Source organism: Olsenella uli (assembly GCF_016899935.1).
GTDB classification, from domain to species: domain Bacteria; phylum Actinomycetota; class Coriobacteriia; order Coriobacteriales; family Atopobiaceae; genus Thermophilibacter; species Thermophilibacter uli_B.
Window position 1 is genome coordinate 34,154 of sequence record NZ_JACJJK010000004.1, and the last position, 24,600, is coordinate 58,753.

Genomic DNA, 24,600 nt, shown 5'->3' on the forward strand with positions numbered 1-24,600 from the left:
ATTGGTCACACAGTGCCGAGAACCCCAGCCCCGCCGCGCCTAGTGCACGGGCTGCAGGCCGCTGCCCGGCCCCTGCACGCGCGACCAGGTCTTGGACTGCAGGCCGTGGAGGACGATGAAGCCCTCGGCGGCGGTGTGGTCGAAGGTGTCGCCCTCGTCGTAGGTGGCCAGGTTGTAGTCGTAGAGGCTGTAGGCGGAGCGCACGCCGTCCACGAACAGGCCGCCCTTGCAGAGGATGATGCGGACGTCGCCGGTCACGTACTTCTGCGTGTAGGCGTTGTACGCGTCGATGGCGTTGCGGTTCTGGGAGAACCAGAGGCCGCGGTAGACCGTGGAGGCCCACTCGACGTCCATCTTGGCCTTCTGCTTGAGGGTCTCGGCGTCGAGGCAGAGCTGCTCGAGCGTCTGGTGCGCCTGGATGAGCAGCAGCGCGGCCGGGCACTCGTAGCACTCGCGGCTCTTGATGCCCACGACGCGGTCCTCGATCATGTCGATGCGGCCGTAGCCGTTGCGGCCGGCGATCTCGTTGGCCTTGATGATGAGGCTGAGCAGGTCCATCTTCTCGCCGTTGATGGCGGTGGGGACGCCCTCCTCAAAGCTGATCACGACCTCCTCCGGCTCGGCCGGGCAGTCCTCGAGGTTGGCCGTCATCGTCCAGATGTCCGCGGGCGGCTTGTTCCAGGTGTCCTCAAGCACGCCGCACTCGATCGCGCGGCCCCAGAGGTTGTCGTCGATGGAGTAGGGCTTCTTCTTGGTGGTGGGCACGGGCACGCCGTTGGCCTCGGCCCACTCCATCTCGGAGTCGCGCGTGGTGAGGTCCCACTCGCGCACGGGAGCGATGATCTCCAGCTCGGGGTCAAGCGCGCGGATGCAGGTCTCGAAGCGCACCTGGTCGTTGCCCTTGCCAGTGCAGCCGTGGGCGATGTACTTGGCGCCGTACTGGTGCGCGATGTCCACGAGGTGCTTGGAGATCAGCGGGCGGGAGAGCGCGGAGAGCAGCGGGTAGACGCCCTCGTACTTGCCGTTGGCCCAGATGGCCTTGGAGAGGATCTTCTCGGCGTACTCGGCGCGCATGTCGATGGCCTCGGACGCGATGGCGCCCATGTCGAGGGCCTTCTGCTTGATCCAGGAGAGGTCCTTCTCGTCCTGGCCCACGTTGCCGCAGATGGCAATGACGTCGAGGTTCTTCTCGACCTGCAGCCACTTGACGATGACGGACGTGTCCAGTCCGCCGGAATACGCGAGGACGACCTTTTCCTTCTCTGCCATGATGCTTCCTTTCACGGGATGGGTGTCAGAACAGGGGAAACCCGACGATGTCGGTCACGGGGCGGCAGCGCGCGCCGAGGGGACATCGCGGGCTAGATTCGTCGCATCTGGGAGGTGGCGAGGAGGAGGACCGCAGCGGGCATGGGCGCGCTGTGAACGTTCATGAACGTTGGCCTCCTCAGTAGTTGAGCGGGCGCAGGCTATTGGCCTGCGGCTGTCTGACGTGGGTGACTATAGGACAGCGGCCCGCGAGCAGCGAGAAGTGACTCCTTTTTGAAACATTCCCGGCGCGGGAGGGCACAAAGAAGGGCCGGACGCCGAGAAGGACGTCCGGCCCGATGCGCTCTGGTGCGCCCTCAGGGGTTCGAACCCTGGGCCTTGGGATTAAAAGTCCCCTGCTCTGCCAGCTGAGCTAAGGGCGCGTGGTGTCGATTCTAGCACGGCGCGGTCGCGCGGCGGCTACTCCCAGGCCCACTGGCCGTTGACGAACACGGGGACCTCGGTGCCGTCGGCGCAGATGCCGGTGATCGTGAGGTCGTCCGAGCCCACCATGAAGTCGACGTGCGCGCTGCTCTGGTTGACGCCGTGCTCGAGCAGGGCCTCCTTGCTGAGCTTGGGGCCGCCGGCGATGCACTCGGGGAAGCCCATGCCGAGGGCGAGGTGGCAGCTCGCGTTCTCGTCGTAGAGGGTGTCGTAGAAGAGCGTGTCGCTCTGGCGGATCGGCGTGTTCTTGGAGACGAGCGCGACCTCGCCGAGGCGGCGCGAGCCCTCGTCGGTCTCGAGGACGTGACGCAGCACCTCGCGGCCCTGCTCGGCGCCAAAGTCGACCACGGCGCCGCCCTCGAAGCGCAGCCAGAAGTCGCGCACCACCTGGCCGGCGTGGACGAGCGGCAGCGCTGAGTGGACCACGCCGTCCGCGCGCAGGCGGTCCGGCGAGGTGAAGACCTCCTCGGTGGGAATGTTGGGGAAGAACGTCACGCCGTCCTGCGTGCGCCCGGCGCCGCCGTCCCAGATGTGCCCGGCGGGCAGGCCGATCGTGAGGTTGGTGCCGTTGGCGGCCTCGTAGCGCAGGGCGTCGAAGGCGTGGCCGTTGAGGAAGCGCTTGGTCTTCTCGAAGGACGCGTTATGCGTCTCCCAGGCGCTCTCGGGGTCCTCGCCGTCGGCGCGGGAGACCTCAAGGATGAGGACCCAGAGGCGATAGAGCGCCTCGGCCGGGGAGAGTTCGGGGAAGACCTCGCGCGCCCAGGCCTGGACGGGCACGCCGGCGATGCACCAGGCGTTGTGGCCGAAGTCCATGCCGTCGCGGAAGGAGCGGCACTCGGTGTTGCGCGCGCGGGACGCGGCGGCGGGCTTGGCGGGGTCGATGCCGCGCAGGATCGTGGGGTCCTGGCCCTCCAGGAACAGGAACGCCGCGCCGGCCTCGGCGAGCGAGTTGAGCTGCTCGACCTGCCAGGACGGCGTGTGCTCGAAGAACTCGAGCGGGCAGCTCTCGTAGGTGAGGCGGCTCACCTCGTCGTCCGCCCAGATGACGGTCACGTGGCCCGCGCCGTGACGGTACGCCGCGCGCACCACGCGGCGCGCGAAGTCGGCCCGCTCGACGGGCGCCTGCAGGACGAGCTCCTGCCCGGCGCGCAGCGCGACGCCCTTCCTCACGAGGAGGTTTGCGTAGAGGTCGAGCTGCTCGGAGAGCCGCTCGGTCGCGACGCGGCACTCCTCGTCGGTCATGGGGATGCTTGCCACCTTGGTTCCTTTCGCTCGTGCTCGCCCGGGGGCGGCGGGCGGCAACAAAAAAAGGGCCCGCGCGGGGCCCCGTTCAGTCTGGAGCGGGCAACGGGACTCGAACCCGCGAGTGTCAGCTTGGGAAGCTGATGCCTTACCACTTGGCGATGCCCGCGTCTGTGGCGCCATGCGAGACGCACGGTATAGTATACCCTGCCTCTCGACCGGGAGGCAAGGCACGCGGAATCACCATCGCCCCATGGCTAGGGCGAGAAGAACGTCCGTGTGCCTCCGTCAGAAACGGCCGTCAAGGGAGCCGCCCCATGTCCGCCCGTCTCGTCACGCGCTGCGGCGTCGCCGTCGCGCTGCTCGCCGTCGCGTCCTCGATCACCGTCGCGCTCGGGCCCGTCCCGTTCACGCTGCAGACGCTCGTGCTCGCCATGCTCCCCGTGGCGCTCGGCGGGCGCGAGGCGGTGTGGGCGGTCGGCGTGTACCTGCTGCTCGGCGGCGTGGGCCTGCCCGTCTTCTCGGGGTTCTCGGGCGGCGTCGCCCACCTGCTCGGCCCCACCGGGGGCTACCTGTGGGGATTCTTCGTCGGCATGCTGCTCGCGGCCGCCGTCCTCTCCGTCCGCGCACTGCCCGAGCGGGTGCGCGAGGCGCTCGCCGTGACCGTGATGCTGCTCGTCGCCTACGCGCTCGGGACGCTCCAGCTCATGGTGCTGCTCAACGTGGGGCCCGTCGCCGCCCTGGGGATGGCGGTCGTGCCCTTCGTCGTGCCGGACGCCCTCAAGCTCGCGGTCGGCGTGAGCGTTGGCCGCGCCGTGCGGCGCGCGGTGCCGACGACGGTGCACGCGGACGGGGCCCGTCTCCGCTGATGGAGGTCCTGTGAGACGCGGCGGTCCCGTCCGGTGCGTCCGAGCGGGCTGGCTTGGTGTGGCACGGGCTGTGCGCGGGGCGTGAGCTGCTGACCCAGAGAGGTCGTCAGCCAGCCGCACGCCCCGTGCGAGCGCGCGGGACGCCGTCGGAAAGATTCGTGCAAGGGACCCTGCGTAACGTGTGACCTCCCATCCACCAGAGAGACGGGAGGTCACATGCATAGAGAGCCGATAGGTGCGTCCGGGCGGTCCCGGGACCACCCGGACCGGGTGCGGGCGAGAAGGACGTGCGCCCCGCGCTCGTGGCCGAGGGGCGGGGACCTGCCCCGCGACGGCCGTCACCCGGCGGTCGGTCACGCCGGGAGGGCGTGCGTCGGCGTGCCGTGACGGCCCGCTACGAGCGACGGATCATCTCGGTGACGATGGCCGCGACCTGGGCCGCCTGGTCGCCGCTCACGTTCTCGATAACGTCCTCCGGGGTGCGCGAGAGCGCGGGGAGACCGTTGTCGTCCAGACCCATGAGGGTGACGGCGCGCAGCGAGGAGCGCATGGCGGGGGTGGCGTCGGTGTCCGCCCAGTCGTGCGTCTCCTGGCCGAGCTCGACGTGCAGGTCGTTCGCGGCACCGTTGAGCAGGCGCGTCATGCGGCGGTCGGCGCGGCGCGTCTCCTCGCGGCCCTCGTTCTTGAGCGTGACGAGGCGCCCAGCGCCCACGCAGTCGAGGTTGACCACGAAGCAGCCGCGGATCTCGGAGCGGTGGCGGGAGAGGAAGGAGCGCATGCCGGCGTGGTCGAGGGCGGAGCCGCCGAGGGCGACGAACCAGATGTCGTGGGCGATGAGCGCGTCGTCGCCGAGCGCGAGCACGGCGTCGCGGAGCTCCTCCTCGCCCGGCTGCTCGTCCTCGCCCACGAGGCGGAGGTCGCCGCGCGTCGCGGCGCCGCCGCGCCAGTCGCGGCCGTCGTCGGCGTCGTCATCGGCGTCGGGCTCGTCCTCGGGCGCGGCGTTGCGCGGCGCCGCGCCGCGCAGGCGCTCGATGAGGGAGAGCACGATGTTCTTGGACTTCTTCCCCGCGCGCGCCTCCTCGGGGGCGGCGCCGGTCGCGGAGATGGTCTCGATCGGCTCGGCCTGCGGGGCGTCGGCGCTCGCGGGGGCGGGCTCGGCGGCGCGGGCGTCGGCGGGCGGCTGCACCCGCGTCGCGTTGGGGTCGGTCGCGAACGGGTCGGACTCGCTCGCCGAGGGGTCGGGCAGGTCGAAGAGCGACGCACGGCGCGCGACGCTCGAGAGCTGCGGCCGGTAGCTCGTCTTGCCCCACTCGGGATCGTCCGGGGCCTCCGGGCGCCGAATCGGCTCGGCCGGGCGGGTGGCGTCGGGGTCGAGGTCCTCCTCCATCGCAGAGAGGCCCGAGGAGTCCTTGGGGCCGACGCCCGTGCTCTCGTCGTCCATCACGATGGCGAAGCGGCCGGTCGCGAGCAGGTCATCGCGCGTCGTCGCCGTGTCATCGGCGATGGGGGCGGTCCGCTCGGGCTCGGGGGCGGGCTGCTCGACGGGAGCCTCGTCCTTAGCGGCGGGCGTCTCGTCCTCCGCGACGACGGGCGCCGGGGCGGGCGGAGCCGCGACCGGGCGGGCGGGCGCCGCAGCCGGGGTCACGTACTCGATCTCGCAGGACTCGGGCAGGATCGCGAGGGCCCTAAGGACCTCGGCGCCGTGACGGACGCCCACCACCGGCTCGTCCGCCGGGGCGGTGGCCGCAGGCTCGGGCTCCGGCTCGGCTGCGGGCACCTCAGGCTCGTCTGCCTGCTCCGGCTCGGGCTTCGGAACGGGGCGAGCCTTGGGCACGGCGCCGCTCGGGCGAACGTTCTCGAGCACGCCGAGAAGTGCGGCGACGGCGGCCTTGTTGTCGTTGGCGCCGTCGGTGCACGGGGCGGTCCGCTCGATGATCGAGCCGACCGCGAGGACGGTGGCCGGGACGGCGGCGAGGATGCCAACGATCCACACGACGATGCGGAAGGGAGCGGGCAGGAAGCCCAGCAGCTGAATGAGCGCGCACACCGCCACGGCGAAGGAGCACGGCACGACCAGCCGTCCCATGAGCGCGAGATAGGGCGCGAGCGGCGAGGTGTAGAGGAGGTTCTCGCGAGGAGAGTCGTAGTGAGCCGCGATGACGATGGTGCGGCTCCCCTTGGTCACGAGGGGGCCGGTGGCGCGGTGGACCGCGACGACGTTCTGGCTCTGCGCGCGCGGGCCGAACGCGAGGCGCGGCGCGCGGCCGAAGAGCCGCAGCAGCGAGATGACGGCGGGGGCGACGGCGAGCACGAGACCGACCAGCGTGAGCGGGAGCACCCCGATGCCGACGAGCACCATGCCCACGAGCGAGATGACGGCGAGAAGGGCCGGCGTGAGGCCGGAGAGCGCCGGCACCTCGAAGTCCTCGATGCTGGCCTCGACGTTGTGCTGCCCCATGAGGTCGGAGATGACCTCCGCAGCCTGGAGCTCCTCCTCGCTGTTGGTGGGCGAGATGCCGATTCTCTCGTCGAGGAAGTCAAGGTAGTCGTGTGTCATGGCCATGCGAAGCATCCTTTTCACGAGTGTCGCGAACGTCGTCACGAGCCGTGCATACAATCAAAAGAGTATACGTCTTGTCCCTGCGCCACGCAGGAAAGACACCGAATGGCTCAATGAACGGGAACGTGAGAAGGGTGGGAGGCACCGTGAGGCTCACGCGCGACGACGAACGGGCGAGGCGGGTCTGCTCCCTCGCGCTCGACTTCATGAACGCGACCGTCCCGGTCCCCTCCTCCCAGATCGCTCGCGCGCACTACCCCGGGCTCTCGCCCGACAGCTTCCGGCGGTCCTTCTCGCGCGACCGCGCCGTGCTCGCCGCCTGCGGCGTCATCGTGGTCGAGCGGCGCGTGCCCGGCGAGGAGTCGCTCTGGGAGGCGGACGCCGCGCGGTCGTTCGCGCGCGGGGCCGAGCTCTCCCCGACGGACGCGGCGGCGCTCGAGCTCGCCTGCCGCCCGCTCGCGGACGACCCCTCCTTCCCGCTTGCCGACGACCTGCGGCTCGCCCTCGCCAAGGTGTCGCGCGCCTTCTCCGAGGCCCTCTCCGCGTCGCGCGTGCGTGCGGCGGGGCCCGGGCGCGTCCTCGACGCCCTCCGCGCGTGCCTGACCGACCGGACGGCGGCGCGCGTGTCCTACGTGGACGCGCGGGGCGTCGCCTCGGAGCGCACGCTCGCCCCCTATGGGTTCTTCGGCCTGCGCGGGACCCTCTACCTCGTCGCCGCCCGACTCGCGGACGACGGCGGGCCGGGCGCGGGGGACGTGCGCACCTATCGCATCGACCGCTTCTCCTCCGCGCGCCCCCTCGAGGGGACGTCCTTCTCGGTTCCCGAGGGCTTCTCGGTGGCGGCCTGGCGGCGCCTTCCCTTCCAGATGGGTCCGGCGCGCGGCACGGCGCGGCTGCTCGTGAGCCCGGAGCGCGAGGACGACGTGCGCCGCATGGCGGGCGCGCAGGGGACCTTCGAGCGCACGGAAGACGGCTTCGTCTGGACCGTCGAGGTCAGCGACGAGCTCGCGGCCGCGCGCTGGGCGGTCGCGGCAGACGTGCGGCCGGTATTCCCAGACTCGCTCGTCTCCGCGTGGCGAGGCGTCCTCGAGGGAGTGGCGGACGATGGCCGGTAGGGGCGGCGGCGCGGGAAGGCCCGGCTCCCTCGACGAGGCGCGCGAGCTCGTGGCGCTCGTCACGAGCCTGAGCGACGCCGGCGACGCCCTCGGGGCGGACGCCGTCGCCGAGCGGCTCGGGGTCAGCGAGGAGCGGGCCGAGAAGCTCCTGGAGCTCGTCCTCTCCTCGGCGTCCGCAGGAGGCGCGGGCCTGCCGCTCGCCGAGGACGGCGACCTGCTCACGCTCGTCGGCGCGGACGGCGTGCGCGGCCGGAGGCTCCGCCTGAGCCACGCCGAGACCCTCGCCCTCGACGCGGCGCTCGAGCGCCTCGGCGTCCCCGGTGACGACCCGCTGCGCGAGACGCTCTCCGGGGCCCTCGCCGCCGAGCCCGTCGACGAGGGGCTCGTCCGGCGTCTCATGGCGGGAGAGCGCGGCGAGAAGGGCCTCGCCCGAACGCTCGTGGCCTGCGGCCGGGCGATCGCCGGCCGGCGCGTGCTCGAGTTCGCCTACCGCAAGCCGGACGGCGGTACGACGGAGCGGCGCCGCGTCGTCCCGCGCGAGCTCAGGTCGGAGGACGGGGCGTGGTTCCTCGACGCCCACGACCTGGACCGAAACGCCGAGCGCACCTTCCGGGCGGACCGCATGTCGGAGGTCGAGACCGGCCGCCGCGCGCCGGACGGGCCCACCGAGCCCGAGCGCCCCCGCGCCCGGACGGTCCGCCTGACCTTCGAGGACGCCGCCCTTCTCGACCTGCTCCCCTGGCACGACCTGCACGTGACGAGCGCCCCGGGGGCGCGGCCCGTGGTCGCTGAGACGCCCTATTACGGCGGCATGTGGCTCCCGCGCATGCTCGCGGCCTGCGGTGGGTCGGCACGCTGCGACGACCCCGAGGTCACGTCCCTGGCCACGTCATACGCCCAGCAGCAGCTTGAGGAGGCCTGAGCCCGGCCCCGGCCTCACTCGTGGCTCGCGCGCCAGATCTTGAGGTAGCGCCCGACGTGCGCAGCCTCGAGCCGAGACACGTTCTTCGATGGCAGCGACTTCAGGAACAGGCTCCCGTAGCGCTTGCTCGCCACGCGCGAGTCCGCGAGCACGAGCACGCCGGTGTCGGTCGCGCTGCGGATGAGGCGGCCGGCGGCCTGCTTGACGGAGATGACCGCGTCGGGCAGGGAGTAGCGCCACCAGGCGCGCTCCTCGCGGCGGTCGCGCTCGCGCACGAGCGGGTCGGTGGGGCTCGCGAAGGGCAGCTTGGGAATGACCACGCAGCGCAGCGTGTCGCCGCCGGCGTCGAAGCCCTCCCAGAACGAGCGCAGCGCCAGCAGCGAGAGGGTCTTCTCGGCCATGAAGCGCGTTCGCAGGCGCCGGGGCGAGCTGCCGCGTTCCTGGCACGCGAGCTCCAATCCGGCTACCGCCAGGCGCGGGCGCAGCCCCTCGTAGACGCGCTCCATGTCGCGCCTGTTGGTGAACAGGGTGAGCACCGAGCCGCCCATGCCCACGTGCACGTCAAAGAGCAGGTCCTCCAGCGCGTCCAGGTAGCCGCGCTCGCTCGGCGCCGGCAGGTCGCTCGCCACGATTACGGACATGTGCGCGTCGTAGTCGAAGCTCGAGTCGAGCCGTACGTCGCGGTGGGCGCCCTCGGGCAGCTCGACAAGGCCCACGGCGCGATCGAAGTGCGAGAAGTCGTCTCCGACCGCGATCGTCGCCGACGTGAAGACCACGCTCTCCATCTCCGGCAGCCAGCGCGCGGCGAGGTCGGCGCCCACGTCGAGCTTCTCGGCCACCAGCCGCTCGGACGCGATGCGCTTGCGCGAGCGTGAGAGCTGCGCCGAGTAGACGTAGCTCTCATCCGTCCCCTCGCAGATGAGCCGGATGCCGGCGAGAAGGTCGCGCAGCTCGCGGCCGTGGTCGGCGAGGTCGGCGGCGTGCTGCGGCAGCTGCGCCTCGAGCGCCCCTGCGGCGTCCGCGAGCGCGCGGACGGTCTCGTCGAGGGCGTCCTCGGCGCGCGCCGCCGCGTCGAGCACCGCGTGCCACTCGGCGCTCTCGCGGGCGGCGGCGTCGAGCCAGAGCGTCACCGTGTCGTAGCCGCCGTCGCCGCGAGCGAGGCGCGCGAGGCCGTGTACGGCCTCGAAGAGGTCGGCCGTCGCCGCCATGGAGCGCGCGGCCGACGCCGCGACCTTCGTGAGCAGGCCCACCATGAGCGTGGAGCCCTCCGCTCCCATGGCCGCGACGAGCGCCGCGTGGAGCGTGCCGGTCTGCGTGCCGCCGAGCCGCTCGAAGACGGTGCGCGCCTCGGTCCCCGAGACCTCGACGGCCCACTGGCGGCGCGCCTCGGCCTCGAAGCCGTGCGCCTCGTCTACCACCCAGTTGCGGACCGGCGGCAGGATCCGCCCTTCGGCCTCCACGTCGCGCAGGAGCAGCGAGTGGTTGGTCACCACGACGTCGGAGCAGCCCGCGCGCCGGCGGGCGCCGTGCAGCAGGCACGCCCCCGGGAAGTACGGGCACCGGGCGTGCAGGCACTCGCCCGGCGTGATCGTGAGCATCTGCCGGGGCACGTAGCGCCAGCGGATGCCGAGCGCGTCGAGGTCGCCCTCGAGCGACTGGCACGCAAAGGCGTAGGTCACCGCGATCGCCGTGAGCATGTCGCAGGACACCGCGTTGTCCGAGCGCCCGTCGTGGGGGACCTCCCCGAGCGGCAGGGGCTCCTCCGCCGCGCGGTCCAGGCGGCGCAGGCAGGGGTAGTGGTCGTAGCCCTTGAGGCTCGTGAAGGTGAGCCCGCCGGGAAGGGCGGCCGCGAGCGCCGGCAGCTCGTGGGAGACGAGCTGGTCGGTGAGCGCGTTGGTCTTGGTCGCCACGCCCACGCTGACGTGGTTGCGCTGCGCGTAGAGCACCTCGGGCAGCAGGTAGGCGACCGACTTGCCCACGCCCGTGCCCGCCTCGATCGCACGGTGCGTGCCGCTCGCGAGCGCCTCGGCGACCTCGCGGGCCATCGCCACCTGTTCGGGGCGGCGCTCCATGCGCTCGTACATCCTCGAGACCGCGCCGCCGGGGGCAAACTCCGCCTCGACCTCCTCCAGGCTCGGCGCCGAGCGGCGCTCGAGCGTGGCGGCGTCGGCGCGGACGTCGTCGGGGGCGTCCCGCAGCAGCGTCGCGCGGTGCTCCCTGAGCGAGAAGGGCCGCGCCGTCGCGGCCTCGCCGGCAAGCGCCGCGAGGTGGGAGAACACGGGCCGGAAGGCCCAGTCGACGTCCGGGTGCATGGACGCCAGGCGGGCGAGAAGGGCGCCGGGCAGGTCGGAGAGGGCAAGCAGCAGGATCCTCCACATGCCGCAGAGCGCGTCCACGTCGTCGGAGGCCCGGTGCGTCACGGAGGCGCACCCGAAGGCCTCGGCCATGTCGGCGAGGCGGTGGGTGGAGAGCCTCGGCAGCGCGATCCGCGAGAGCGCCAGCGTGTCGATCCAGGTGTCGCTCACCGCCGCGCCGCCGGGGACGGCCTCTATGAAGGTGCGGTCGAAGGTCGCGTTGTGGGCCAGGACGGGGCTGCCGCCCACGAAGTCGGCGAGTGCGGCCACGGCCTCGCGCGCGGAGGGCGCGCCGGCCACGTCGACGCTGCGGATCCCCGTGAGACGCTCGATCTCCGGCGGGATGGGGCAGCCCGGGTCCACGAAGGTCTGGAAGCGCCCGACCACCTCGCGCCCCGAGAGGCGGGCGGCGGAGATCTCGATGAGCTCGCAGTCCTTGAAGGAGAGGCCCGTGGTCTCGGTGTCGAGCACCACCACGTCCTCCTCGAGCGGCCCGAAGTCGGCCGTCTCCGCGCGGGCGGCGAGCGTCAGGTAGCGCGCGCGGACCTCCTCCGGCGTGCCCGAGAGGAGCAGGTCCTCGACGGGCGGCCGGGGGCCGGCCGCCGCCGTCACCGGCGTTCCTCGAGCGCGTACTCGACGAAGCGCGTGCAGAGCTCCGGGAACTCGATGCCGCCGTGGCGCGCCGAGTCGGGCAGCAGGCTCTCCGCCGTCATGCCGGGGATGGTGTTGGTCTCCAGAATGACCGGCGTTCCGTCCGCGCGGACGATGAAGTCGCTGCGCGAGCATCCCCGGCACCCGAGGGCGCGGTGCGCGCGCACGGCGAGCTCCTGGGCGCGGGCGTACACGCCCGGCTCCAGACGGGCGGGGATGACGTGGTGCATGGAGGATGGCTCGTACTTGACCTTGAGGTCGTAGAACGCGGCGCCGGTCACGATCTCCACGATCGGCAGCGCGTGGGCGTCCTCGTTGCCGATGACCGGGACCGTGATCTCGGTCCCCTCGACGCAGCTCTCGATCAGCACGCGTCCGCCCTCGGCGCCGGCGGCCTCGAGCGCGGCCGCGAGCTGCCCGCGCTCGGTGACGCGCGTGACGCCGAAGCTCGAGCCGTTGGCGGCCGGCTTGACGAACATCGGCAGCCCCAGGCGCTCGACGAGCGAGTCCACGCACGCCTCGGAGAGCGCCTGCCCCGCCGGAACGTCCACGCCCTCGGGCACGGGGATGCCGGCGTCCTTGAAGACCGCCTTCGCTATCTGCTTCTCGGCCGCAGCGGACGACGCCGCCACGCCGGAGAAGGTGTAGGGGATGTGCAGGATGTCGAGAAACCCCTGGATGCTGCCGTCCTCCCCGTAGCGGCCGTGCAGCGCCACGAAGGCGACGTCGTAGCCGCCCCCCATGAGCCGCGAGACGAAGTCCCGCGCCGCGAGGTCGAGCAGGTCAACCGTCTGGAAGCCGGCCTCGCGCAGGGCCCTCTGGCACTCCGTCGCAGACTGGAGCGAGATCTCCCGCTCGTCCGACCAGCCGCCGCCGATCACGGCGACGCGCGTTCCCATCAGCTTCTCTCTGTCCATCGACGCCCCTTTGGTACCGCATGCTTGCGCTAGACTCGGCTTGGTTCTCTCGCAGAAGAGGATACTCCAAAGAACGCTTCGTGATACGGGGGTAGAGATGACGTCCGCTGCCAGCAACCGCCCTGACGCACCGCAGGAGCCGCCGCGCGACATCCACGCGCTCACGGGCGGCGAGCTGCGCGACCTGCTCGCCCGCCTCGGGCAGCCGGCCTTCAGGGCCAAGCAGGTCGAGGAGTGGGTCTGGTCCAAGAACGCCCGCTCCTTCGACGACATGACCAACCTCCCCAAGTCCCTGCGCGAGGAGCTCTCGCGCCACCTTACGCTCGGAGCCGCCGAGGAGCTCGCGCGTCAGTTCTCGGCGGACGGAAGCCGCAAGTACCTGCTCGGGCTCGCCGACGGCGTCAGCGTGGAGTGCGTCGGCATGCCGTCCGGCAACCGCCTCGCCGTCTGCGCCTCCACCCAGGCGGGATGCGCCATGGGCTGCGCGTTCTGTGCGACCGGCGGCGCTGGGCTCACGCGCTCCCTCACCGCCGCAGAGATCTACGAGCAGGTCATGCACGTGCGCGACGACTTTGGCACGCGCGTCACGAGCGTCGTCCTCATGGGCCAGGGCGAGCCCTTCATGAACTATGACGCCACGCTCAAGGCGCTCCGCCGGCTCAACTCGCCCGACGGGGCGGGCATCGGCGCGCGACACCTCACGGTCTCGACCTGCGGCATCATCCCCCAGATCATGCGCTTCGCCAACGAGCCCGAGCAGTTCACGCTCGCCGTGTCGCTCCACTCCGCCGTCCAGAAGACGAGAAACGCCCTCATGCCGGGCGTCCGCAAGTACTCCCTCGTCAACCTCTACGACGCCATGGGCACCTACGTCTCCAAGACCGGGCGGCGCCCCACGTACGAGTACGCCCTCATTGGCGGCGTCAACGACACCGAGCCCGAGCTCCAGGCGCTCTGCGACTTCTGCGAGGGCACGCTCGCCCACGTCAACCTCATCCTGCTGAACGAGGTCGAGGGCTCCAAGCTGCGCCCCTCCACGCCCGCGCGGGCCGAGGACTTCGTGAGGCGCCTCGCCTCCGTCGGCGTCGAGGCGACCGTCAGGAACTCGCGCGGCGCCGACATCGACGCCGCCTGCGGCCAGCTCAAGCAGCGCGTGGCCCGTGCGCGGCGCTCCTAGCCGCCTCAACGAAGAGGGACCCTGCGAGACGAAACGCAGGGTCCCTCTTTTCTTCTATCGAAAAGAACACATGTTCGTTAGTATCCGAGCGCTGACCACATCTCTCGGGTTCGCTGCTGGTTTGCTCTGGTCGCTTCCTCGTTGTTTTGCCTCTCCACGAGGGTCTCGTTGAGCGTTTCGACGGCATGGCGTACCTCATCGAAACTGTCCCTGAGTGCCGCCTTGGCCTCGCTTGTCAGCAGCAGACGATAGGCCGCCACTCCTGCGCCCACGACAAGACCGGCGAGAAGAACCGCGCCGCCGACCTTCTTGCTCACTCCGACCACGTCCCCGGACCGCTCAGTAGGTCGACGATGTGACCGAGCTGTTCCTCGTCGGAGAACTCGATCTCAATCTTGTTCTTGCCGCGCACGTTCTTCACCTTGACGTTGGTGTCCAGCGCCAGGCGAATCTGACGGGCCGCCCGCTTGAAGGACTGGGGCGTCGGCACCCTGACGGCCCGCTCGGTGCTCTCTGTGACAGAAAACAGTGGGGCGAGACTTTCTGTCTGACGTACCGACAGCCGCTCGTTGACGACCTTCTGTGCCAGCTTGATGCGGCCCTCCTCGCTGGGGACCGCAAGGATGGCTCGGGCGTGCCCGGCCGACAGGCTGCCCTCCTCGACGAGGTCCTGGACCTCCTCGGGAAGGTCGAGCAGGCGAATCGTGTTCGTGATCGCAGAGCGAGACTTGGAGAGAATCTTGGCAAGCTCCTCCTGGGTCAGGCCCTTGTCCTTGATCAGCTGGCGATATCCTCGAGCCTCCTCGAGCGGGGTCAGGTCGGAGCGCTGGAGGTTCTCGATCAAGGCAAGCTTGAACACGTCGTCATCGGAGATCTCACGGATGACGACCGGCACCTCGGTCAGGCCGGCAGCCCGTGCCGCCTGATAGCGGCGCTCGCCGGCCACGATCTCGTAGCCGTTTCCCTTCTTGCGGACGAGCAGCGGCTGCAGGATGCCGTTCTGTTTGATGGAGTCCGTCAGCTCGGCGAGGTCCTCAGCCTTGAAGCTCTTTCTCGGCTGATCCTTATTTGGCTTGATCTCGTTGATTGGAAGCGTCGAGTCCGGTCGCATCCCCGCCGTCTCGGCATCCGCCTCACCGACGAGAAGACCCAGTCCCTTTCCGAGTCCGCTCTTCTTAGCCACGCGCGACCACCTCTTTTGCCAACTTCATATAGGCCAGCGATCCCTTGCTTACACGTGCGTACTGAACGACGGGCAGGCCGTGACTCGGTGCCTCAGAGAGCTTCACGTTGCGGGGGATGATCGTCTTGAACATCTTCTTCCCAAAGTAGTTCTGCACCTCGTCGACAACTTGCTTGGAAAGCGTCGTTCTGCTGTCGAACATCGTCATCAGGACGCCAAAGATCTCAAGATCGGGGTTCATGCGGCGCTTGACCATCTGCATCGACTCAAGAAGCTTTGCCACACCCTCGAGTGCGTAGTACTCACACTGAATCGGGATCAGAAGCGAGTTGGCTGCAATAAGCGCGTTGATGGTCAGAAGACCCAGAGACGGCGGGCAGTCAATCAGAATGTAGTCAAAGTCATTCACGAGCGGCGCAATCGCGTCCTTGAGCACTGACTCACGCGCCATCGCACTGACGAGCTCGATTTCCGCCGTCGCAAGCTGAATCGTCGCAGGAACGATGAACACGTTGCTCTCACACGTCTCCAGAACGACGTCCTCAATCGGATGATCGTGTAGGATGACGTCGTAGATGTCGTGCTCGAGCTCCTCCTTCTCGATTCCGTACCCACTGGTCGAGTTTCCCTGTGGGTCAAAGTCGATGACGAGGACCTTCTTCTTGTTCTCACCGAGACATGCGGACAGGTTGATGACCGTGGTCGACTTTCCGACGCCGCCCTTCTGGTTGATGACCGCAATCACCCTCGTTTCACGCTGAGGAAGTCCACGTTTGGTGTCCTTATAGCTCATTTATCCTCCGTTTTCCTCGCAAGCGTATCTATAGAGATAATACGGCATGTTCCACGTGAAACATGCCGTCATTATCGTTGTTCTCTATATTGAAGTTCTCAAATCTTTGTCGCTGTTTCACGTGAAACAGCGTGTGACTATCTCAATGGATTGGATCGGGCCATACCAACCTTACGGGGGAGTCGAATCTTACTCTTTCGAATCTTCTGATAGATCAATATCTCACGATGCCCAAGCTCATGAGGAAGCTCATACGTTTCACGTGAAACAAGCTTCATCCCACAGAGGTCAGCCGCACGTTCGGCTCGCTCAATCTCGTCCTCCTCAGGACGGCCCTTCTCAACAACGAGAAGTCCAGAGCGTCGCAAGAAAGGTGTCGCATACTCAAGGAGCACGTTGGTCTGTGCGAGTGCGCGCGCGAACACGACATCCTGGGAAGCAGGAAGCTCGCGAGCAAGGTCCTCCAGACGAGCATGGCGTGTGGTCACGTTGTGGATGCCTAGTGCACTCGCAAACTCCTGAACGGCATCCACCTTCTTGCGCACGGAGTCAACGAGCGTAGCCTGAGCCCCGGTGACGATGGCAAACGGCACGCCAGGAAACCCAGCACCCGTACCCATGTCAAGGAGACGGCTCCTCTCGTCAAGGCTCAGCAGCGGGGAGGCAAGCGGGAGCAACGAGTCAACCAAATGGAGGGTAACTGCCTCATCAGGTTCGGTGATGCGCGTGAGGTTCATCACCTTGTTCTTCTCGATGACCAGATCGAGGTAGGCAACAAGAGCCTCGGCCTGCTGACCAGTAACCTCAATCCCAAATCCAGACAGCTCGTCAAGGAGCCGTTCGACTCGACCGTTGCTCATAGAAACCCCTTGCTGACAAAAACCTGTGTATCAAGAGAAATTGTCACAGAAAAAGGGAGAGCACTCAATGCTCTCCCTTGACCGGACCATATGTGAGGGCGCCTACCGGACGGCAGTGATGACGACCCGGCGCTCGGGCTCCTCGCCCTCGGAGTGGGTGACCACGCCCTCGTCCCCACGGAGCGCCAGGTGGATGATGCGGCGCTCGTAGGCATTCATCGGCGCGAGGGTCACCTTGCCACCACGATCCTTGGCTCGGGCGGCGGAGCTGCGTGCCATGTCCTCGAGCTTCTTGCGACGACGGGACTTGTAGCCCTCGATGTCCACCACGATGGGATAGTAGAACTTGATGCGGCTGCTCATGAGCGAGGTGAGCACCATCTGCAGAGCGTCGAGCGTCCGGCCGTGCCGGCCGATGAGGACGGCCAGGTCACCGCCGTTGACGTCGAGGATGAGCTCGCCGTTCTCGCCGTCGTACTCGTCGATGGAGGACTCGTTCTCCCCAAAGAGGGAGAGGATGCCCTTGAGGTATCCCACGGCAAGGTCGGCGACCCTGTCCATCTCCTCGTCGGTCAGCTCGACGCCTGCCTCGTAGTGCTCACGGATGGAGGAGAACTCGTCCTCGACAGGCACCGTCGTCTCCATCTGCTCTTCCTCTGACATGCCGTCCTCCGAAACAGAAACTAAACTACTTGGTCAAAGAAACCAAAGGTGAGACTTTGGTCGTACTAGCTCTTCTTGTGCGGGCGCGGCTTCTTCTCGCGACGCACGACGTCCACCTCGACCGGCTTGTTGGCCGCCTCGGCCTCGGCCTCGGCCTTCGCCTTCTCCATGACGCGGACGGTGATGAGGCGCTGCTGGACGACCTGCCAGAGCGAGGAGGTCACGTAGTAGATCAGCACGGCGGCGGGCACGTTCCAGCCGAACATCAGCATCATGAGGGCCATGATGGCGCCCATCGTCATGGTCTGGGTGCGCTGCGCGGAGTCCTGCATGGAGGTGTTGAGCACCATGGGGACGAAGGTGAGCACGCCGAAGAGGACGTCAAAGACGATGTAGGGCGCCGCGGCCAGCCAGTCGCCACTCTGGACCATGGTGGCGCAGGAAGTGGCGATCGACGGGAGGATGTTGTAGAAGCACGCGTCGGCGGGCACCGCCTGCACGACGGAGAACAGGCCGAAGAAGATGGGCATCTGGAGCAGCAGGGGCAGGCAGCCGCCGAGCGGGTTGAACTTCATGTCGGCGTAGGCCTTGCGAAGCTCCTCGGCCTGGCGCGCCGGGTCGTCGGCGTAGCGCTCCTGGATCGCCTGAAGCTTGGGCTGCATGACCTGCATGCGCGCCGTCGAGCGCGTCGAGTGGGCCATGAGCGGCGTGAGGATCAGGCGCACGATGACCGTGAGGATGATCACCGCCAGGCCCCAGTCGCCGACAAAGCCCTCGATGCCCGCGAGCACCCAGGTCAGAAAGTTAATAAACCATTCCCACATGGTTCCTCCGCTCCGTCCCTCAGGGGACGGGATCGTATCCTCCGGCATGAAGGGGATGGCACCGTGCGATCCTGCGCAGGGCGAGCAGACCCCCTCGTACTAGACCGTACTTCTCGATTGCCTCGTACGCATAGCTCGAGCACGTGGGCACGTAGATGCATCGGGCGGGAAGTGCGGGTGAAACTCTCGTCTGATAGAGACGAATAAGGGCGCGCGCCCCACGTGAGGGCAGTGCGCCCGGACCGTTCGGAACCATCAGAGGCCGACCCTTCCCAGGAGGCGACCCAGCGAGCCGGCCACCTGGGCCGGCGTGCTGTCGTGCGTCGCGCGCGTCGAGAAGAGGATCACGTCGTAGCCGGGCGCCGGCAGGTCACAGAGGCGCGCGGCCTCGCGCAGGACGCGCTTGCACCGGTTGCGGAAGACGGCGTTTCCCAGGCGCTTGGCGGCGACGAAGGCCACCCTTCCGGGAACACCCTCCCCCGTTGCGAGCACGCGCACGCGGAGGAGGGTGTCGTTGAGACGCCTCCCCCGCGAGAAGACCCTCTCGAAGTCACCTCTGGACTTGATGGTCCTCATCGGGCGACGCTACACGGTCAGGCGCTTGCGGCCCTTCGCGCGACGACGGGCGAGGACGGCGCGGCCGCCCTTGGTGGCCATGCGGGCACGGAAGCCGTGGGTGGTGGCGCGCTTGCGCTTGTTGGGCTGGTAGGTACGCTTCATGTCTATTCCTCCCGGTTGGGTATGAACGTCCAGATAGAGCAATAAGCTCAGAGATTGTAAGGGTCCGTCGTGGGGCGTGTCAATTTGGGATGCAGACAATCTTCACGATTGCTTCGCAGGTGGGCAGCGTCGTCTGCGGGTGTGCTCGCCGCGCGTGGGACCCGACGGATGAATTCATTTGGATTCATCCGTTCATATGAGTCTTTGAAATCACCGCACATGCTATGATTTTTCACCACCATTCAGCGGAAAGAGCCAGTTTTCAACAAGTGTTTGACGTTTGTTGAAACCTTTCGTTCAGATAGAATCCCGTCTGAAAAGTTTTCTACAGATGACGAACGAATGTTGAAAGGGGAGACGGTGCCGAGAGACTTCTATCCCTTCGTGGAGAACGGCCCCGAGGGCGCGCACGAGCCCGAGGGCACCGAGCTCGTGGTGCGTCACCCCGCGCGCATCGCCGTCTACGACGACGCGTCGGCGGCACCCCGCGTGGTGATGGTCGAGCCCCAGGAGGTGCGCGCCTACCTCGAGGAGATCACCGCCACCGTGAACCGCCTCGTGCGCGAGCAGGGGGGCACCATCCCCTTCATGGTCATCCGCGAGATCGTGGAGAACTTCATCCACGCGTACTTCCAGGCCCCCACGATCACGATCCTCGACGGCGGCGACACCATCCGCTTCTCCGACCAGGGCCCCGGCATCCGCGAGAAGTCCCTCGCGCTCGAGTACGGGACGTCGTCGGCCACCGAGGAGATGAAGCGCTACATCCGCGGCGTGGGCAGCGGCCTGCCCTACGTGCAGCAGTACATGAGCGACAAGGGCGGCAGCCTCGAGGTGGAGGACAACATCTCCGGCGGGACCGTCGTCACCATCTCGACGCGGCCCCGGGAGGAGGCCCGCGCCATCTCCGGCGCCGAGCACGCGCCGGCCGAGAAGGACCTCCCGCCGCAGGTCCAGCCGCCGACGCCGCAGATGCCGGCCGTCCCGCAGCAGGGCTGGGCCCAGCCGTCCCCGTGGGGGGCGGCCGCGCCGTGGCCGCAGCCGGCACAGGCGCAGATGCAGCCCCAGCCGCAGCAGGTCCCTGCCTACGGCTACTACCCGCCGTCCTTCTCGCCCGCCATGGCCGCGCCCGCGCCGGCCCCGGCGCCGGCCCCGTCGGCCGTCCCGCCCGTGCAGCTCGACGAGCGCTCGTCGCAGGCCCTGTCCTACCTCGGCGCGCACGAGAGCTGCGGCCCCACCGAGCTGACCCGCGCCTTCGGCGCCTCGGGCCCCACGTGGTCGCGCACGCTCGCCGGGCTCGCCGCGCAGGGACTCGTCATGAAGGACGGGCAGAAGTACCGCCTCACCGGAATCGGGCGGGCGTTCGTCTAACTCCCGACGAGTAGTTATCAACAATCGCTATACTGGTTCTTCGCTGTTTTCAACAATAGGGGAATGCAAGGACCATGGAACTCTCCCTCGAGTCGGACGCCGAGGCGCTCTGGCAGGACACGCTCGATCTTCTGGCCGGCAGGAACCTGCCCGAGGCCACGCTCGCCATGCTCAGGAACTGCACGCCCACGAGCATGGAGGGCTCGACCATGCGCGTCGAAACCCCCATGCGCCTCGTGCTCAAGACGGTGTCGAAGAACGCCGGGGTCATAGAGGAGTGCCTCTCGCAGGCCGCCTTCCAGCCCATGCGCTTCGAGGTCACCTTTGCCCAGGCGGGCGCCCCCGCCGCAGCGGCGCCGGCGCCGTCGAGCATGTCGCGCGAGGAGGCCGACAGCTGGGCGGCGGAGACCGGCGGCGGCCGGCCCGCCTGGGAGGGCCCCGCCGCCCGCACGATCGCCGACGACGGCTGGGTGGGCCCGAGCCCGGAGGACCTGCGCGCGGACGCCGAGCGCCGCAGGCGCAACAACCCGCTCGTCGAGGACATCTCGCCGACGACCTCCAAGCTCACGTTCGAGCGCTTCGTCCGGGGCGAGGAGAACGACATCGCCTACCAGGCGGCGGTGCAGGTGGCCAACGGCATGAACAGCACGTACAACCCGCTGTTCATCTACGGCAAGAGCGGTCTGGGCAAGACGCACCTCCTGCGCGCCATCCAGAACTACATCGCGCGCGACGACCCCTCGCGCCTGTGCGTCTACCGCGACGCCTCCTCCTTCATCAACGACTACACCGGGGCCATGCGCGACCCCGCGCGCTCGGCGGCCGAGGCGCTGCGCCAGAACTACGCCGACATCGACGTCCTCATCATCGACGACGTCCAGAAGATGGCCGGCAAGGCGGGCACCGTCGGGTTCTTCTTCGACACCTTCAACGACCTCATCGCCAACGGCAAGCAGATCGTGCTCGCGGCCGACCGCACGCCGGCACAGCTCGGCATGGGCAAGGACGGCTTCGACGAGCGCGTCACGAGCCGCCTCTCGTCGGGCTTCACCACGCCGATCCAGGCCCCGAACTACGAGCTCAAGCTCCGCCTCGTCGAGACCTTCTGCGAGCGGATGCGCGAGGACGCCCTGCGCGAGAACGTGGCCGGCCTCACCGGGACGGTGCCCGAGGCGGCGCGCAGCTACATGGCCGAGCGCGCCGGGACCAACATCCGCGTGATCGAGGGCTTCTGCCAGCGCTGCCTCTACGCGGCCACGGCGGCCGAGAAGCGCGGCGACGAGCTCGGGCGCGACGAGATCGAGGCGATCGCGCGCGAGTGCTGGCCGGGCGCCGGCAGGTCCGTCTCCATCGAGGACGTCCAGCGCGCGGTCGAGAAGTTCTACGACATCGACCACTCGAGCCTCGTGGGCAACAAGCGCAACAAGGGCCTCATGGAGGCCCGTCACGTCGCGATCTGGCTCTCGCGCGAGCTCTGCGACCGCACGCTCGTGGACATCGGGGACCACTTCGGCGGGCGCAGCCACGCGACCGTCAAGCACAGCATCAACGTCGTCGACGAGGCGCGACGGGAGGACAAGACCTTCTACGACCGACTCATGCAGATCAGGGAGTCGATCACGGGGAGCATGTGAGGCAGGTTGACAAGCCTGTGGGAAGGATGTCGAAACGTGTGGAAAAGTGAGGTCGCGATGTAGAACGTTCTTCTCGCCCGGCGGGCCGTGTCGAGAGGTGTCGAGGGGACGGCCCTCGGCAGGCGACCTCGATCAGGCTCGTGACCTCGGAGTTCTCCGGGTTTTCGTCTTTTCTACAGGCCCTATTACTACTACTGTTCTTTTATTCTCTAAGTACTATTAGAAGAAGGGGCAACCATGAAGTTCACCGTCAGCCAGTCCTCGCTCATGAAGGCCCTCACGGTCGTGGCGAAGGGCATGAGCGCCAACACGACCCTTCCCATCCTCTCGGGCATCTACCTCCGCGCCGCGGACGGCAACCTGGAGCTCCAGACCAACAACCTCTCGATCTCCATCCGCCACCTCGTCCCGGCCAACGTGGAGGAGCCCGGCGAGACGGTGGTCTCGGGCAAGGTGCTGACCAACATCGTCAAGACGCTGCCCGACGCGGCGGTGAGCTTCGCCGACGACGGTCACCAGGTCGAGATCTCCTGCGCGAAGTCGACGTTCCGCCTGAACACCCTCAAGGCCGCGGACTGGCCCGCCTTCCCGGAGATCCGGCCGGAGCGCACGATCGAGCTGCCGAGCGAGCTGCTCTCCCGCATGGTCGACAAGGTCTATCGCGTCACCTCGAAGGAGACCACGCGCCAGTATCTCCAGGGCATCCAGCTCACCGTCGAGGACAACACGATCCGCATGGTCGCCACCGACACGATCCGCCTGGCCGTCTGCGACTCCTCCGTCGAGGCGGCGCCCGACGAGCCCTTCTGCTCGGTGATCGGCGGCCAGGTGTTCCACGACGTGCTGGCCATGCCCTCCATCACCGACACGATCTCGCTCGGCACGGCGGAAAACCAGGCGGTCTTCTCGTTCGGGACCACGACGTTCGTGACGCGCCTGCTCGAGGGCAACTTCCCCTCCTGGCGCCAGCTCGTCTCGCCCACGTGCTCCACGGCGGTGACCCTGGACGTGGCCGAGTTCTCCGCCGCGCTCAAGCGCGTCTCGGTCATCGCCCAGCAGAATGCCTCGATCCGCTTTGACGTGGACGCCGACGGCGGGCTGGTGCGCCTGTCCGCCCGCTCGCCCGAGCAGGGAGAGTCCTCCGAGACGCTCTCCTGCGAGATCGAGGGCCAGAGCCTCGCGATCGGCCTCAACTACCACTACGTCTTCGACTGCGTGAACGCCGTCTCCGACGCCGAGCAGGTCCGTCTGGAGCTGCAGGGCGCCACCCAGCCGGGCATCTTCAAGAGCAACGGGAAGATCAACTACCTCTATCTGCTCATGCCGATCCGCCTCTAGGCGCGCGGATGGGACTTCTCGTCACAGAGCTCGCGCTGCGGGACTTTCGCAGCTTTGAGCGGCTCGACCTCGAGCTGGCGCCGGGGGTGACGGTGCTCGTGGGGCCAAACGCCGCTGGCAAGACCAACACGGTCGAGGCCGTGCAGCTGCTGACCGCCGGCACGTCCTTCCGCCGTCCCGCGCCCGCCCAGCTCGTCCGCGAGGGCGCCGAGTCCGCGCGGATCGACGCGCGGCTCGTCGGGGACGGCCGCGTCATCGACCACCGCTGCGACGTGACCCGCACCGGGCGGCGCTTCTCGCGCAACGGGAAGCGCTGCCGGGCGGCGGACATGCCCGAGTCGCTGGTCTCGGTGCTCTTCTCGCCGGACGACCTCGCGCTCGTCAAGCGCGGGGCCTCGGTGCGCCGCGACGAGCTGGACCTCCTGGGCCGTCAGGTGAGCCGGGGCTACGCGCACGTGTTCGCGGAGTACCAGCGCTCCGTGGAGCAGCGTAACCGCCTGCTGCACGAGGAGCGGCCGGACCCGTCGCTCCTGGACGCGTGGGACGCGTCGGTCGCGCTCGGCGGCGCGACGCTGCTCGCCGCGCGGCTGCGGCTGTTCTCACGGCTGGCCGAGAAGGTCGCGGAGGCCTACGGCGTCATCTCGGGGGGCGAGGTGCTCGCGTGCTCCTACGTCTGCACGCTCGGGGAGGGGCTGGGAGAGCTCTCGCGCGACGAGCTGCGCGACGCGTTTCTCGACCGCCTGGTGGCATCGCGCGCCGACGACCTGCGGCGCCAGCAGACCTGCGTGGGGCCCCATCGCGACGACGTGGCCTTCTCCGTGGCCGGGCGCGACGCGCGGGCCTTCGCCTCGCAGGGGCAGCAGCGCTCCGTGGTGCTTGCGCTCAAGATGGCCGAGGTGGAGCTCGCCGGGGAGATCCTGGGGAGCCGCCCGGTGCTCCTGTTGGATGACGTCATGAGCGAGCTCGACGAGCGCCGCCGCGAGGCCGTGGTCCGCTTCGTCGACGGCGGCATCCAGACGCTGATAACCACGACGAACCTCGGGTACTTCTCGCCCGAGCTCCTGGACGCGGCCAAGGTGGTGAGCTTCGGTGGCTGACGAGCTCGAGCGCGCGGTGCGGGCGCGCGAGCAGGGCGGCGAGGCCCTGGCGGGGCTCGTCGGCGGCGAGGTGGAGCGCCTGGGCAGCCGGGGCGAGCGCGCCGCGGCCTCGCGCGCGTGGATCGCCTGGAACGAGGTGAACGGCGATGTCGAGCGCGCCCACACGACGGGCGTCTACGTGGGCGCGCCCCGGCGCGGCGAGCGCGACCCGGAGCTCACGGTCTACGTGGACTCCGCCGCGTTCCTCACGGACTTCTCGGCCAACCGGGAGATCTACCTCGCCCGCCTGGAGACGGCCGGCCTGCGCTTCTCGCGCGTCACCTTCCGTCGCGGCAGGAGGGGGACGGGTTCCTCTTCACGGAAGGGGGCAAGCCACCCGGCGCCGGCCACGGCATCGGCCGCCGCGCCGCCCGAGCTCACCGACGCCCAGCGCCGCGAGATCGCCGCACGCGTCGCGGAGCTTCCCGAGGCGCTGCGAGACAGCGTTTCTCGGGCGATGAGCGCCTCCTATCGCGCCCAGAACAGCCGACATAGCTAATTTGTTGAGACTGCCCTCAG

General features: G+C 68.8%; 23 protein-coding genes and 2 tRNA genes. 9 read left to right on the top strand and 16 right to left on the bottom strand.

Translation table 11 applies throughout. The features are described 5' to 3' along the window. Positions 1 to 39 precede the first annotated feature (39 nt). The 4 genes from H6A07_RS04515 to H6A07_RS04530 all read right to left on the bottom strand — a co-directional run bounded on the left by H6A07_RS04515 (position 40) and on the right by H6A07_RS04530 (position 3,163). On the bottom strand, positions 40 to 1,269 hold the full coding sequence (locus tag H6A07_RS04515; protein WP_204813745.1) for an argininosuccinate synthase: 1,230 nt from the start codon (positions 1,267 to 1,269) through the stop codon (positions 40 to 42). A gap of 346 nt (positions 1,270 to 1,615) precedes the next feature. Next, positions 1,616 to 1,691: transfer RNA gene (locus H6A07_RS04520), tRNA-Lys, on the bottom strand. 37 nt (positions 1,692 to 1,728) lie between these two features. Beyond that, complete coding sequence (locus H6A07_RS04525) at positions 1,729 to 3,009, bottom strand: aminopeptidase (protein WP_440589989.1); 1,281 nt, start codon at positions 3,007 to 3,009, stop codon at positions 1,729 to 1,731. 79 nt (positions 3,010 to 3,088) lie between these two features. Then, positions 3,089 to 3,163, bottom strand: a tRNA-Gly gene (locus H6A07_RS04530). 148 nt (positions 3,164 to 3,311) lie between these two features. Between H6A07_RS04530 and H6A07_RS04535 the strand changes: the two genes are divergently transcribed. Further along, on the top strand, positions 3,312 to 3,863 hold the full coding sequence (locus tag H6A07_RS04535) for a biotin transporter BioY (protein ID WP_204813746.1): 552 nt from the start codon (positions 3,312 to 3,314) through the stop codon (positions 3,861 to 3,863). Positions 3,864 to 4,257: 394 nt separating this feature from the next. On the opposite strand, the gene H6A07_RS04540 is transcribed toward H6A07_RS04535, so the two are convergent. Continuing rightward, positions 4,258 to 6,426, bottom strand: coding sequence for a hypothetical protein (locus H6A07_RS04540; protein WP_204813747.1), 2,169 nt, complete (start codon positions 6,424 to 6,426; stop codon positions 4,258 to 4,260). Between the two features lie 143 nt (positions 6,427 to 6,569). On the opposite strand from H6A07_RS04540, the gene H6A07_RS04545 reads away from it, so the two are divergent. Together H6A07_RS04545 and H6A07_RS04550 are read left to right on the top strand one after the other, a co-directional pair. Next, positions 6,570 to 7,538 carry a WYL domain-containing protein gene (locus tag H6A07_RS04545; protein WP_204813748.1) on the top strand — a complete coding sequence of 323 codons (969 nt, stop codon included), beginning with the start codon at positions 6,570 to 6,572 and terminating at the stop codon, positions 7,536 to 7,538. Continuing rightward, a complete protein-coding gene (locus H6A07_RS04550; protein WP_204813749.1) occupies positions 7,528 to 8,460 on the top strand; it encodes a helix-turn-helix transcriptional regulator in 933 nt (310 codons plus the stop codon). Before H6A07_RS04545 ends, H6A07_RS04550 begins: the two co-directional genes overlap by 11 nt. A 14-nt stretch (positions 8,461 to 8,474) precedes the next feature. Here H6A07_RS04550 and H6A07_RS04555 read toward each other — a convergent pair whose 3' ends face one another. Next, positions 8,475 to 11,426, bottom strand: coding sequence for a helicase C-terminal domain-containing protein (locus tag H6A07_RS04555; protein ID WP_204813750.1), 2,952 nt, complete (start codon positions 11,424 to 11,426; stop codon positions 8,475 to 8,477). After that, positions 11,423 to 12,382 (bottom strand): D-alanine--D-alanine ligase family protein, encoded by a 960-nt coding sequence (locus H6A07_RS04560; RefSeq protein WP_204813751.1) that lies wholly within the window; start codon positions 12,380 to 12,382, stop codon positions 11,423 to 11,425. The genes H6A07_RS04555 and H6A07_RS04560 overlap by 4 nt, the downstream gene beginning before the upstream one ends. A gap of 97 nt (positions 12,383 to 12,479) precedes the next feature. Here H6A07_RS04560 and rlmN point away from each other — a divergent pair, with 97 nt between their 5' ends. Then, positions 12,480 to 13,559: a 23S rRNA (adenine(2503)-C(2))-methyltransferase RlmN gene (gene rlmN / locus H6A07_RS04565; RefSeq protein WP_204813752.1), complete on the top strand. Its 1,080-nt coding sequence runs from the start codon at positions 12,480 to 12,482 to the stop codon at positions 13,557 to 13,559. A 77-nt stretch (positions 13,560 to 13,636) separates the two neighbouring features. On the opposite strand, the gene H6A07_RS04570 is transcribed toward rlmN, so the two are convergent. From H6A07_RS04570 to rpmH, 9 genes are all read right to left on the bottom strand, one after another. Continuing rightward, the gene (locus H6A07_RS04570) at positions 13,637 to 13,876 is read right to left on the bottom strand and encodes a hypothetical protein (RefSeq protein ID WP_204813753.1); all 240 of its coding nucleotides are present in this window, start codon (positions 13,874 to 13,876) and stop codon (positions 13,637 to 13,639) included. Further along, entirely contained in the window at positions 13,873 to 14,742 is an 870-nt protein-coding gene (locus tag H6A07_RS04575; RefSeq protein WP_342636558.1) for a ParB/RepB/Spo0J family partition protein, read from the bottom strand. The genes H6A07_RS04570 and H6A07_RS04575 overlap by 4 nt, the downstream gene beginning before the upstream one ends. Next, positions 14,735 to 15,535, bottom strand: coding sequence for a ParA family protein (locus tag H6A07_RS04580; protein WP_204813754.1), 801 nt, complete (start codon positions 15,533 to 15,535; stop codon positions 14,735 to 14,737). Before H6A07_RS04580 ends, H6A07_RS04575 begins: the two co-directional genes overlap by 8 nt. 137 nt (positions 15,536 to 15,672) lie before the next feature. Then, entirely contained in the window at positions 15,673 to 16,395 is a 723-nt protein-coding gene (gene rsmG, locus H6A07_RS04585) for a 16S rRNA (guanine(527)-N(7))-methyltransferase RsmG (RefSeq protein WP_204813755.1), read from the bottom strand. A gap of 102 nt (positions 16,396 to 16,497) precedes the next feature. Beyond that, complete coding sequence (locus tag H6A07_RS04590; protein WP_204813756.1) at positions 16,498 to 17,058, bottom strand: Jag family protein; 561 nt, start codon at positions 17,056 to 17,058, stop codon at positions 16,498 to 16,500. Between the two features lie 65 nt (positions 17,059 to 17,123). Then, a complete protein-coding gene (locus H6A07_RS04595; protein ID WP_204813757.1) occupies positions 17,124 to 17,882 on the bottom strand; it encodes a YidC/Oxa1 family membrane protein insertase in 759 nt (252 codons plus the stop codon). A gap of 19 nt (positions 17,883 to 17,901) precedes the next feature. After that, positions 17,902 to 18,138 carry a membrane protein insertion efficiency factor YidD gene (gene yidD, locus H6A07_RS04600; RefSeq protein ID WP_204813758.1) on the bottom strand — a complete coding sequence of 79 codons (237 nt, stop codon included), beginning with the start codon at positions 18,136 to 18,138 and terminating at the stop codon, positions 17,902 to 17,904. After that, a complete protein-coding gene (gene rnpA / locus H6A07_RS04605; protein WP_204813759.1) occupies positions 18,138 to 18,458 on the bottom strand; it encodes a ribonuclease P protein component in 321 nt (106 codons plus the stop codon). Before rnpA ends, yidD begins: the two co-directional genes overlap by 1 nt. A gap of 9 nt (positions 18,459 to 18,467) precedes the next feature. After that, positions 18,468 to 18,602 carry a 50S ribosomal protein L34 gene (rpmH, locus tag H6A07_RS04610; protein WP_072373740.1) on the bottom strand — a complete coding sequence of 45 codons (135 nt, stop codon included), beginning with the start codon at positions 18,600 to 18,602 and terminating at the stop codon, positions 18,468 to 18,470. A 360-nt stretch (positions 18,603 to 18,962) separates the two neighbouring features. Between rpmH and H6A07_RS04615 the strand changes: the two genes are divergently transcribed. From H6A07_RS04615 to H6A07_RS04635, 5 genes are all read left to right on the top strand, one after another. Further along, positions 18,963 to 19,973 carry an ATP-binding protein gene (locus H6A07_RS04615; protein WP_342636559.1) on the top strand — a complete coding sequence of 337 codons (1,011 nt, stop codon included), beginning with the start codon at positions 18,963 to 18,965 and terminating at the stop codon, positions 19,971 to 19,973. Positions 19,974 to 20,047: 74 nt separating this feature from the next. Further along, positions 20,048 to 21,607 carry a DnaA ATPase domain-containing protein gene (locus H6A07_RS04620; protein ID WP_204813761.1) on the top strand — a complete coding sequence of 520 codons (1,560 nt, stop codon included), beginning with the start codon at positions 20,048 to 20,050 and terminating at the stop codon, positions 21,605 to 21,607. Between the two features lie 237 nt (positions 21,608 to 21,844). After that, positions 21,845 to 22,945, top strand: coding sequence for a DNA polymerase III subunit beta (dnaN, locus tag H6A07_RS04625; RefSeq protein WP_204813762.1), 1,101 nt, complete (start codon positions 21,845 to 21,847; stop codon positions 22,943 to 22,945). Positions 22,946 to 22,953: 8 nt separating this feature from the next. Next, positions 22,954 to 24,042 (top strand): DNA replication/repair protein RecF, encoded by a 1,089-nt coding sequence (gene recF / locus H6A07_RS04630; protein WP_204813763.1) that lies wholly within the window; start codon positions 22,954 to 22,956, stop codon positions 24,040 to 24,042. Beyond that, positions 24,035 to 24,580, top strand: coding sequence for a hypothetical protein (locus tag H6A07_RS04635; protein ID WP_204813764.1), 546 nt, complete (start codon positions 24,035 to 24,037; stop codon positions 24,578 to 24,580). Before recF ends, H6A07_RS04635 begins: the two co-directional genes overlap by 8 nt. Positions 24,581 to 24,600 lie beyond the last annotated feature (20 nt).

Excerpts from the sequence above, each read along its gene's own strand:
- H6A07_RS04515 (WP_204813745.1), bottom strand. The coding sequence starts at position 1,269 with ATGGCAGAGAAGGAAAAGGTCGTCCTCGCGTATTCCGGCGGACTGGAC.
- H6A07_RS04535 (WP_204813746.1), top strand. The coding sequence starts at position 3,312 with ATGTCCGCCCGTCTCGTCACGCGCTGCGGCGTCGCCGTCGCGCTGCTC.
- H6A07_RS04540 (WP_204813747.1), bottom strand. The coding sequence starts at position 6,426 with ATGGCCATGACACACGACTACCTTGACTTCCTCGACGAGAGAATCGGC.
- H6A07_RS04550 (WP_204813749.1), top strand. The coding sequence starts at position 7,528 with ATGGCCGGTAGGGGCGGCGGCGCGGGAAGGCCCGGCTCCCTCGACGAG.
- H6A07_RS04560 (WP_204813751.1), bottom strand. The coding sequence starts at position 12,382 with ATGGACAGAGAGAAGCTGATGGGAACGCGCGTCGCCGTGATCGGCGGC.
- rlmN (WP_204813752.1), top strand. The coding sequence starts at position 12,480 with ATGACGTCCGCTGCCAGCAACCGCCCTGACGCACCGCAGGAGCCGCCG.
- H6A07_RS04580 (WP_204813754.1), bottom strand. The coding sequence starts at position 15,535 with ATGAGCTATAAGGACACCAAACGTGGACTTCCTCAGCGTGAAACGAGG.
- rsmG (WP_204813755.1), bottom strand. The coding sequence starts at position 16,395 with ATGAGCAACGGTCGAGTCGAACGGCTCCTTGACGAGCTGTCTGGATTT.
- H6A07_RS04590 (WP_204813756.1), bottom strand. The coding sequence starts at position 17,058 with ATGTCAGAGGAAGAGCAGATGGAGACGACGGTGCCTGTCGAGGACGAG.
- H6A07_RS04595 (WP_204813757.1), bottom strand. The coding sequence starts at position 17,882 with ATGTGGGAATGGTTTATTAACTTTCTGACCTGGGTGCTCGCGGGCATC.
- yidD (WP_204813758.1), bottom strand. The coding sequence starts at position 18,138 with ATGGTTCCGAACGGTCCGGGCGCACTGCCCTCACGTGGGGCGCGCGCC.
- rnpA (WP_204813759.1), bottom strand. The coding sequence starts at position 18,458 with ATGAGGACCATCAAGTCCAGAGGTGACTTCGAGAGGGTCTTCTCGCGG.
- rpmH (WP_072373740.1), bottom strand. The coding sequence starts at position 18,602 with ATGAAGCGTACCTACCAGCCCAACAAGCGCAAGCGCGCCACCACCCAC.
- H6A07_RS04620 (WP_204813761.1), top strand. The coding sequence starts at position 20,048 with ATGGAACTCTCCCTCGAGTCGGACGCCGAGGCGCTCTGGCAGGACACG.
- dnaN (WP_204813762.1), top strand. The coding sequence starts at position 21,845 with ATGAAGTTCACCGTCAGCCAGTCCTCGCTCATGAAGGCCCTCACGGTC.
- recF (WP_204813763.1), top strand. The coding sequence starts at position 22,954 with ATGGGACTTCTCGTCACAGAGCTCGCGCTGCGGGACTTTCGCAGCTTT.